General features: G+C 73.6%; 5 protein-coding genes and 3 tRNA genes. 4 read left to right on the top strand and 4 right to left on the bottom strand.

The genetic code is table 11. The annotated features are described in order from the left end of the window. Nucleotides 1-79: 79 nt before the first annotated feature. Nucleotides 80-3,925: a S8 family serine peptidase gene (locus ACFC09_RS23620; RefSeq protein WP_376531593.1), complete on the bottom strand. Its 3,846-nt coding sequence runs from the start codon at nucleotides 3,923-3,925 to the stop codon at nucleotides 80-82. Nucleotides 3,926-4,282: 357 nt separating this feature from the next. On the opposite strand from ACFC09_RS23620, the gene ACFC09_RS23615 reads away from it, so the two are divergent. The 3 genes from ACFC09_RS23615 (at nucleotide 4,283) to mdlC (ending at nucleotide 8,583) form a co-directional block, all read left to right on the top strand. Next, nucleotides 4,283-4,669 carry a CU044_2847 family protein gene (locus ACFC09_RS23615; protein ID WP_376531591.1) on the top strand — a complete coding sequence of 129 codons (387 nt, stop codon included), beginning with the start codon at nucleotides 4,283-4,285 and terminating at the stop codon, nucleotides 4,667-4,669. 397 nt (nucleotides 4,670-5,066) lie between these two features. Further along, nucleotides 5,067-6,104: a rod shape-determining protein gene (locus ACFC09_RS23610; protein WP_376531589.1), complete on the top strand. Its 1,038-nt coding sequence runs from the start codon at nucleotides 5,067-5,069 to the stop codon at nucleotides 6,102-6,104. 892 nt (nucleotides 6,105-6,996) lie between these two features. Beyond that, nucleotides 6,997-8,583 (top strand): benzoylformate decarboxylase, encoded by a 1,587-nt coding sequence (gene mdlC / locus ACFC09_RS23605; RefSeq protein WP_376531586.1) that lies wholly within the window; start codon nucleotides 6,997-6,999, stop codon nucleotides 8,581-8,583. 385 nt (nucleotides 8,584-8,968) lie between these two features. Here mdlC and ACFC09_RS23600 read toward each other — a convergent pair. The 3 genes from ACFC09_RS23600 to ACFC09_RS23590 all read right to left on the bottom strand — a co-directional run bounded on the left by ACFC09_RS23600 (nucleotide 8,969) and on the right by ACFC09_RS23590 (nucleotide 9,374). Then, nucleotides 8,969-9,045 (bottom strand) — tRNA-Ile (locus tag ACFC09_RS23600). Between the two features lie 178 nt (nucleotides 9,046-9,223). Beyond that, nucleotides 9,224-9,296, bottom strand: a tRNA-Asn gene (locus ACFC09_RS23595). A gap of 5 nt (nucleotides 9,297-9,301) precedes the next feature. Next, a tRNA-Asn gene (locus ACFC09_RS23590) sits at nucleotides 9,302-9,374 on the bottom strand. A gap of 160 nt (nucleotides 9,375-9,534) precedes the next feature. On the opposite strand from ACFC09_RS23590, the gene ACFC09_RS23585 reads away from it, so the two are divergent. After that, nucleotides 9,535-9,840 (top strand): YtxH domain-containing protein, encoded by a 306-nt coding sequence (locus tag ACFC09_RS23585; protein WP_376531583.1) that lies wholly within the window; start codon nucleotides 9,535-9,537, stop codon nucleotides 9,838-9,840. Nucleotides 9,841-10,100 lie beyond the last annotated feature (260 nt).

The raw sequence follows: 10,100 nt of genomic DNA, 5'->3' as shown, positions 1-10,100 counted from the left end.
CGCAGCGGGCCGCTGTATCTGTTGGAGCGGGGGGTGGTCCGGGGCGTATTCACCGCCGCGGACCACCCCGGGCCCGGAGCTACTTGACGGCCACCGCCCGGACGATCTCCTGGGTCACCGATCCGCCCTTGTCGTCGCGGGCCGTGGCGCGCAGGGAGACGTGGGCGGCGTCACGGGGCACGGTCAGCGTCCCGTGCCAGGCGGCCCCGGGGTCGACGGTGAGCGCGACCGGCCGCCAGGTCGTGCCGTCGTCGTACGACACGTCGAGCGTGCCGCCGCCGAGCCTGCCGGTGCCGGCCGCGCCCGCCACGTACGCGGCGCCCAGCCGCACCGGCACCCGGCCGTCGGCCACCCGGCCCGCGAGATCGGTGCCGACGTCGAAGGAGAGGTTGATCAGCGGGAGGCCGGTCCAGCGGTCCTCGGGGGTGGCCGCCGACCTGAAGGTCCACTCGGCGTGGCCCCGGGTGGCCCGCCCCCAGCGCCCGGCGTCCAGGGCGGTGTCGGTGACCACCTTGTACGTGTGCTCGTCGGCGGGCGCGTCTTCCACGTAGGCGGCGGAGCCCTGCCGCCGGTCCACCTCGGCGCCGTCCAGGTACACCGCGGTGTCCTGGGTCATTCCGGAGCCGTCGCTCCACACGTCGCCGAAACCGGTGTGGTCGGGTCCGGAGTCGCCCCACCCGGGGGTGTTGAACTGGAGCCGGCCGCCGGACCGCTGCTGCCCGAAGCCGAGCCCGGTGCCCAGCCACGGGTGCCACACCGGGCGGAACCAGTTCAGCGCGGTCCGGGACCCGCCCGGGTAGCTGACCAGTCCGCCGCGTTCCTCCAGCGCGCCGCCGGCGGCGGTCACCGACTCGTGCCACTGCTGCCCGGGGCCGGTGGAGACGTGGTCGGTCCGTTCGGCGGGCAGGTCGACGCGCTCCTGGAAGCCGAGGCCGATGGGGAAGGCGTCGGTGATCGAGTACCGGAACTCGCCGCCGTCGCCCGGCTGTACGGCGTGGAACTTCACGTCCAGCGTGGCTAGTGCCTCGGCAGGCAACGTTTGCCCGTCAAGGAGCGGCGTTCGGTGCGTGCTCTCGGTGTGCCGGCCGGAAGTCCTCGTACTGGATGTACTTGGGCTTTCGGCCGGTGCGGCGAGTGGGGGTCCCCCCTGCTCGAAGAGCTTGGGGGAGCGTGCCGGGCGTCGCGACGGGGCGAACGTTGCCTGTCGGGGCACTAGCCCGCGTCCGGACGGTGCGTAGGTCAGGTCCCGGTCCGGAACGGCGCCCCGGTGGCCCTCCGAAAGGTCGTACACGTAGGGCGAGTCGCGGGTGCCCGTCATGTCGACGCGGCCGGCCGCGCGCAGCTTCGCGGCGTCCGCGGCGTTCACCGTGGCGATCTGCAACGGCCGGTCGGCGTTGTCGTCCGTGCCCCACCAGGCCATCAGCCGGCCGGGCGCGTCGTCGGTGACGAACAGCGCCTTGGCGCCCGCGTCCTGCGCGGCGCGGGCGAGCGCGGCCGGGTCGGCGCCGTCGGCGAGCCGGGCGAGCACGGCCTTGCCCGCCACCCCGCGCTCCCCGGTGAGCGGACCGTCGCCGACGTCCACCAGCGGCAGCCTGCTGCGGCCCTCGATGAGGGTGCCGCCCGACTGGACGGTGGCCTCCCCGAGCCCCTTGACGTCGAGCAGCGGCCGGGCGAGCCGCCACACCGTCCGGTACTCGAAGCTGCCCCGGGTGACCGGTGCGGTGGGTGCGGCGAAGACGCTGTCGTACGTCAGCGGCACCTGGACCGCGCCGAACAGGTCGGCGCCGTCCGCCTGCCGGTCGTACTCCATGGTCAGCTGGCGGGTCTCGGTGCGGTCGGGGACCTCGGTCCGCAGCTCGCGCAGCGTCCGCCCGTCCAGGGTGACGTCCTGGTCCCGGTCCAGGGTGATCTCGGGTGCGGCGAGGAAGCCGAGGCCGAGCGAGTCGGCGCCGTGGCTGCCGCGCACGTCCAGGAAGGAGGTCAGGGCGTACGTGCCGGGCTGGAGCCGCAGCTCCAGGGTGCCCGAGGTCCCGACCCGGGCCGGTACCGCGTCGGTTCCCTCGGCGAGCCGCCGCACGGTGAGGTCGGCGGCGGCGGGCGCGCCGTCCCGGTCCTTGACGTGCACGGTGAGCGTGTACCGCTCGTCCTCCTTGACCAGCCCGAACACGGTGTGCGCGACCGTGTCGCCGGTGGCGTCGACGGCCGTGATCTGCCCGCTGGTGGTGCCGACCGGCGCGCCCGCGCCGTCGCCGGTCACGGTGGTGGACGCGGTGCCGTGCGCGGGGACGGTGAGTGTGCTGTCGGCGAGGGAGACGACACCGTCCGGCGCACCCCGCACCGAAAGCTTCAACTCTGCTTCGCGGTCGGATGAGTTGGCGTAGGTGACGGTCCTGGTGACGGGCTTGTTCGCCGGGTAGGGCCAGCTGTAGAAGCCGAGGTCGGCGCTGCCGGTGGCGGTCACCCCGGCCGCCACCGCGTCGGGCACGCTCAGCCGGCCCGCGCCCAGTACGTAGGCGGACGCGTCGAGTTGCCGGGACGTCGACATCAGCGCGTCCTTCAACCGCGCGCCGCTCCAGTCGGCGTGCTCCTGGGCGAGCAGCGCGGCCACCCCGGTGACGTGCGGGACCGCCATCGACGTACCGCTCATGGAGGTGTAGTAACCGCTGCCGTCGGCGAGCCCGGAGCGGGCGGCGAGGATGTCGACGCCGGGCGCCGAGATGTCAGGCTTGAGGGCGTTGTCGCCGTAGCGGGGGCCGGCGCTGGTGAAGTAGGCGGCCTGGTCGGCGGAGTCGACCGCGCCGACGGTCAGGGCCGCGTCGGCGGCGCCGGGCGAGCCGATGGACGAGGGCGTCCCGGTGTTCCCGGCCGCGACGACGAACAGCGTGCCCGTCTCCTTCGACAGGGCGTCGAGGGCCTGGGCCATCGGGTCGGTGCCGTCGCTGGGCTCGGTGGAGCCGAGGCTCATCGAGACGATCCTGGCGCGCACGTCCCGGGCCGCCCACTCCATACCGGCGATGATCTGGGACTCGCTGCCCGAGCCCTGGTCGTCGAGCACCTTGCCGACGGCGAGGGCGGCGCCCGGGGCGACGCCCTTCTCCCGGCCGTCCGAGGCGGCCCCGGTGCCGCCGACGGTGGAGGTGACGTGGGTGCCGTGGCCGTTGCGGTCGGCGACGTCCTCCCCCTCGACGAAGCTCTTGCTGGTGGTGACCCGGTCCTTCAGGTCGGGGTGGTCCGGGTCGACCCCGGAGTCGAGGACGGCGACGGTGACGCCCTTGCCGGTCAGCCCGCTGTCCCAGGCCGCCGACGTACCGATCTGGGCGTTGCTCTCGGCCAGGTCGGCCGTGACGCGCCCGTCCAGCCAGACCTTGTCGATCCCGTCCTGCGCGGTGAACGCCCGCCAGAAGGCACGTCCCTTGTCGGCCCGGACGGCGGCGCCGCGCAGGCTCGCCAGGTTCCGGGTCCGCTCGGCGCCGTGGGGCGTGGCGATCCGCGCGCCCTCGTCGTAGGTGATGATCAGCGGCAGCGCGTCGGTACCGGAGTCGGTGAGCCCCTGCCGGATCAGCCCGCTGACGTCGAACAGCCGCCGGTCCAGGGCGCGCGTCCGCAGATAGGGCACGGCCTCGTCCGGTACCACGCTGATGTCGCCGTCGCTCGACTGGGTCCGCACCGCCCCGGTGGCCCCCGCCGGCCGCTCCACGGTCACCGTCTTCTTCCCCTGGCCGAGGTCGGTGACGGTGACCCGGTCGCCGGTGACGAGGGTGACGGTGTTCACGGCGGTGGCGGCGTGCGTGGCCGGGGCGGCGTCCGGGGCGGGCCGGTCCGCGTCGGCGGCCTGCCGCGCGCCCGCCGGGGCCGTCGCCGACAGGGCGAGCACGAGCCCGGCGGACAGCAGGGTGGCACCGCGTCTGACTGGTCCTCTGGTCATCCACGTCTCTTCTCGTTCGCGTGCGTCGAGTCGTCCGTGTGCTACGGGTGTCGTACGTGCGTGCCGAGTGCTGTGAAGAGTCTCACGGGGCTTGTGTCACCGGGGTATTGACGGGGGCCGACGGAAATCTGCCTTGGCAGGTTCCCGCCACTGGCGGCACCGGACGGGCCGAACCGGCGACGCCCCGGGCGCCGTCCACGACAATGAAGCCCGTAGGGGAACCCGGTACGGAGGACCCGGCACGGACACGCCAGTGCGGAGGATCCGGCGTGGGGAGTCCGGTACGGGGAGTCCGGAACGCGGAGTCCGGAACGCGGAGTCCGGCACGGGACGAGAATCCGGGGGGCGGTGGTCGGTATGGCCAGGCTGGTGGAGTTCGAGACCGAGGACGGTGCGGTGGTCGTCGTGGAGACCAACGACGCCGCTCCACCCGGGACCCGGCTCGTGGCCCGCGGCGACGGCCCCGCGGCCACCACCGCCCGCAGCTTCGAGCAGGCCCTGACCGGCGTGCGCGCCGCGGCCCAGTCCGCGCTGCGGGTCTTCCGGGACGGCGCGCTGCGGCCCGACTCGGTGGAGCTGGAGTTCGGGGTGAAGCTCACCGCGGAGACCGGGGCGATCATCGCCAAGGGGACGGCGGAGGGGCAACTGGTCGTCCGCCTGAACTGGTCGGCCGACCGGACGCCGCCCACCGCACCGGTGCCGGAGCCGACGCCGGAGCCGGAGCCCGGCCGGGCGGAACCGTGACCGGCGCCCGGCACAACGCACCACGAGCGCCCGGCCGGACCCACGACTCAGCCGGACCGGCCCGAACCGATCTGAACCGACCCGAACAGGCCCCGCTGAACGGGCCAAACCCACGAGCCCCAGAGCCCCAGAGCCCCGCGAGCCCCACGAGCCCCACGAGCCCCGCAAAACCCCCTCGACAGCCACGACAACCGCGCACCCCACCGAACGCCTACCGACCACGGAATGTCCGCCCGGCGCGACGCGACGCGCCCGTCAGATCCGCCGAACCCCCCATTCAGCGGCACCCCGCCCGGCCCCCTCCAGAAGGCATCGGTCCGATCGGCCGCAGAGGATACGTAAGAGGCCCGCCGTCCGGCGGCAACCGCCACGGCCTGCGCACCCGGGAGGATCTGCCGTGACCGTCAGCCTGGAGCAGTTGCGCCGCTGCCACTTCGCCGTCGACCTGGGCGCGGCCCGTACCCGCGTCTACGTCAAGGGCGCCGGCCTCGTGGTCGACCAGCCGTCCGCGGCCGCCGTGAACACCCGCAACGGCGCGCTCATCGCCGTGGGCGAACTGGCGGAGAAGATGACGGGCCGCACCCCCAGCTACATCCGCGTCGTACGGCCGGTCTCCGGCGGCACCGTCGTCGACATCGAGATGGCCCAGCGAATGCTGCGCCACCTGCTCGGCGACAAGATCCGCCGGGCCCTGCGCCGCAAGACCCGACTGCGCGCCGCCGCCTGCACCCCGCACGACGCCGATCCACTGGCCCAGCGGGCGACGGTCGAGACGCTCGTCGGCCTCGGCGCCCGGCGGGTCGAACTGGTGGACACGCTGATCGCGGCGGCCGTGGGCTGCGGGCTGCCCGTCGAGCGCCCGCAGGGCACGATGATCGTCGTGTGCGGAGCCGCCGCCACCCAGGTCGCCGTCCTCTCGCTCGGCTCGATCGTCACCGCCGAGCGGATCCCGGTCGGCGGCGAGGCGGTCGACAACGCGATCGTGCAACACCTGCGGCTCCAGCACGAGTTGATGCTGCCCAGCCAGTCGGTACGGCCCCTGCAACTGGCCCTGTCCGGCAACGGCCTCACCCCGCACGGCCCGGAGTCGACCGAGATCCACGGCCGGGACGTGGCCACCGGCCTCGCGCGCAGCGTGCGGGTCGACACCGCCGCCGTGCGCGATGCCATCCAGACCCCGCTGACCGCCGTGCTCGACGGCATCGGCAAGGTGCTCCGGGGCTGCCCGCCCGACCTGGTCGCCGACCTGGTCGACGTGGGGATCGTGATGGTCGGCGGTTCGGCGCTGCTCCCCGGTCTCGACAAGATGCTGCGGGACGCGACCGGGATGCCGGTGAACATCGCCGAACGGCCCGACGTGTGTGCCGTCCAGGGCATCGGCGCCATGCTGGAGGGCAAGATCGAACCACTGATCCTGGACCCCCTGGCCGCCTGAACCGGCCGCCGCATCAGGGCCGCCCACCGCACCACGACCGCCCGCGGCACCACGGACGACGGCCGCACCACGGACGACGGCCGAACGATCGACGGCCCCCTCGCGGGACCTTCTCTCAGAACACCCGTCAGTACGGCAGGATGCGCCCCGAAGGGGTCCTGCGGTCGATCTCCTGCCCGCGGGGGGCGGCGGGCCGACGGCTGACACGAACCCGGATCCGGCGGTCCATGGCGCCCTCCTCATGCTGCGCGGTGTCTCGTCCTGATCGTCCTGCCCTGCTCGGGCCGTGCCGAAGCCCACGAGCCCGCACGAAAACGGAAGTTCGGTCACTGGGGCCACAGCAGCACGACGGGCCACCCCGACCGGCCACCCCGGCCACCCCGACCGGACGACCGCACCCGCGCCTTCCGAAACCGCCCGACAAGCCGCCGTGACCGGCCACTTGACCCGACGAACCGTCGTGCAAGGCCCGGCCCAGGAGCAGCGGCGCGGGTTCCGGGGGGAGTTGGGTCCCGGCCGGTCTCCGGCCCCGGAGGCGAGCGAGGTGGGCGAACCACGAACCCCGACCCCACGCCCGCAGCCGGCTGACCGCCCCCGTCACCACGCACGAAGGCACCACGCGCGAAGGCACCACGCACAGACAGTGGTGATCCAACCCCGCCCCACGGGTCCCCCAGCGCCAAGCCGAGCCGACCGACGCGAAGCCGCCGCCAGCCGCCGCCAGCCGTTGCCGGCCGCTGCTCAGAAGATGCAACGCGTCTCCTCGCCGGTTACTCTGAGTCATGTCGAGGAGGTGGTCGACAAGCTCCTTCGACGGCCCTCCGCCGGAGCCACGGTTCCACGGATTCTTCGGGCGGGCGGCCCCGGACGGCCTGGCTGTGCGGGAGACGTGATGGCGACGGTACGGGAGTGCAGCTTCGAGCTGTTGCGCTCGCTGGGCATGACGACGGTGTTCGGCAATCCCGGGTCGAACGAGCTGCCGTTCCTGGACGGGCTGCCCGCGGGATTCCGCTATGTCGAGGGCCTGCAAGAGGCCGCCGTACTGGGCATGGCCGACGGATACGCGCAGGTGACGGGCCGTGCCACCCTGGTGAATCTGCACGCGTCGGCCGGGCTGGGCAATGCCCAGGGGATGCTGGTGAACGCTCGTACGGCTGGCTCGCCGCTGGTGCTGACCTCCGGGCAGCAGGTACGCGCGGCGCTGCCGGTGGAACCGCTGCTGACGATCGTCGACGCCACCGTCCAGCCCCGCCCGCTGGTCAAGGGCAGCTGGGAACCCGCCCGGCCGCAGGACGTGCCCGCCGCGCTGGCGCGGGCTGCCCGGCTCGCGGTGCTGCCCCGGTCCGGGCCGACCTTCGTCTCCGTACCCCTCGACGACTGGGCGGCCCCGGCCGACGACGCCGGAGCGGTCCGGCTGCTGGGCCGCCGGACGATCGCCACCCGCTCGGCGGCCGACCCCGAGGCCCTGGCCCGGCTCGCCGAGCGGTTGACGCAGGCCCGCAACCCCGTGCTGGTCGTGGGGGAGGACACCGACGCCTGCGGCGGCTTCGACCTCGCGGTCCGGCTCGCCGAGCGCCGTGCCCTGCCCGTCTGGCACGCCCCCTCGCCCTACCGGTGCGCCTTCCCGACCCGGCACCCGGCCTTCCGCGGCCTGCTCACCCCGGGCCTGGCACCCCTCGCGCGGCAGTTGGACGGCCACGACCTCGTGCTGGTCGTCGGCGCGCCGGTGTTCCGCTACCACCCGTACCTGCCCGGCCCCGTCGTCCCCGACGGCGCACAGCTGGTGCTGGTCACCGCGGACACCGACGCGATCGCCCGCGCCCCGGTCGGCGACGCGGTCCTCGGCGACCCGGCGCTGGTCCTGCGCCGGCTCCTCGACACGCTCCCGCAGGCCGACCGCCCCGCGCCGGAGCCGCTCGCGGCGCCCGAGCCGGCCCGGGGACCGGGTCTGGGCCCGGAGGTGATCGCGGACATCGTCGCGCGGGTCATGCCGGACGACACCACGGTCGTCTGGGAATGCCCCGTCATCGAGGCGGCGCTGTGGCAGCGCATGCCCGTCACCCGGCCCGCTCAGTGGTTCGGTCCCGGCGGCGGAGGACTCGGTTTCGGCATGTCCGCCGCCGTCGGCGTCCAGCTCGCCCGCCCCGGCGCTCCGGTCCTGGCCGTCGTGGGCGACGGTTCCGCCCAGTACACCCTCCCCGCCCTGTGGACCGCGGCCCAGCTGAACCTCCCCGTGACCTGGCTGATCGTCAACAACGGCGCGTACGCCGTCCTCAAGGACTTCGGCCGCCTCCTGAACACCCCCGACTCCCCCGGCCTCGACCTGCCCGGCATCGACCACATCGCCCTCGCAGCCGGTTACGGCGTCCGCGCCGAGCGTGCCACCGACGCCACCGCGCTCACCGACCTGCTCCACTCGGCCCTGCGCTCCCCGGACCCGGTCCTGGTCGACGCCCCGTTCAACCACTGCGGGAGATGACGGACTTCGCCCGCGGTTCGTACGGGTTCACCCGAAGGGAGAACGGCCGACTGCAGCAACGGCCCCGGACGGGGACGCGGCCACGGATCGGGGCGGCCGTCCTCGCCGTTCAGGACGCCAGGCGGTCGGCGGGTGGCTTCTGGTCCGTCGGGGTGCGGACCCGGGCCCGGCTCCGGCCCCTCGGCAGGATCACGCCGACCGGACGGCCCCGCCGGACCCGGCCGCGCGGCGGCCTCCGCGCACCGGTCCGGCCGCACGTCCCCCGCGGGCCCCCTGCCGGTGCCCAGGATCTTGGACTGAACGAATGAACGGGAACCGCGGCGCTGGCGTGGCAGCCCCCACTCCTACGTTTCCGCAGCTAGAAACGGTCCTGCTGCACGTGCGGTGGTGGGGCGGGTGGGACTCGAACCCACGGCCGACGGATTATGAGTCCGCTGCTCTAACCGGCTGAGCTACCGCCCCATAGCGGCGTGTCGCGTACAAGTGTGCGCGCCGTCTGCCGCAGCATAGCCGCTCATACGATCTCCTGCCTCGGCTGGTCGGCTCTACATGACCTTGAGGACTCCCCTTCGGACCGGACGGTTCCCGGGACGCGGAACAGACATGAAAAAGGACCCCTATGGGGTCCTCGTTCAGCATGCTCCCCCGACTGGACTCGAACCAGTAACCTGCCGGTTAACAGCCGGCTGCTCTGCCAATTGAGCTACGGAGGACCGAGCTCCCCCGACTGGACTCGAACCAGTAACCTGCCGGTTAACAGCCGGCTGCTCTGCCAATTGAGCTACGGAGGAATGCCTCGTTGCATCGAACGTACCCACCCGGGTATCCGCCAGGGGGCGCGCGCTCGCTGCGACACATAGATTAGCGCAAGCAGGGGGGTGCTCCGCCAATCGGTAGTCTCCTGCGCCGAATGCCGCACCAGCAGACCTATGCAAGGGAAGGGTGGCCGCCATGCGCTACCGGCTCACATTCGTCGCAGGACTCGCCCTGGGTTACGTACTGGGCACCAGGGCCGGCCGCGAGCGCTACGAGCAGCTGAAGAAGTCCGCTCGGCAGTTCGCGCAGAACCCCGCCGTCCGCAACACCGCGGAGACCGCGGCCCAGCAGGGGCGGCAGATCGCGGGCCGGGCGCTGCACACGGTGAGCGACAAGGTCGGCGACCGCATGCCCGACTCGGTGGCCCACCGGGTCCGCACCCTCCGCGACCGCACCACCGCCACCTCCGGCGAGGACGACTGGGGCACCAGCAACACCTAGCCACCGGGGCCGCGGGGGTAGTGCGCACCCCACCGGGGCCGCGGGGGTACTGCGCACCCGACCACTCCCCACCCGCACCGGGCACAACCCCCGCGACCCACCCCAGGGGCGCGGGGAACCGCGCGGCCACGACCCACCCACACCCGACACAAAAGCCGCACCCCACACCTCCAGGGGCGCGGGGAACCGCGCAACCAGCCACAACCCACCCGCACCCGGCACGACAGCCGTATCCCCACACCACTCCCTCGCCCCCACGA

It is taken from the genome of Streptomyces sp. NPDC056161, assembly GCF_042268025.1.
In the GTDB taxonomy this organism is placed as follows: domain Bacteria; phylum Actinomycetota; class Actinomycetes; order Streptomycetales; family Streptomycetaceae; genus Streptomyces.
The sequence above is the reverse complement of the archived record's forward strand: the minus strand, read 5'-3'. Positions and strand labels throughout refer to the sequence as shown.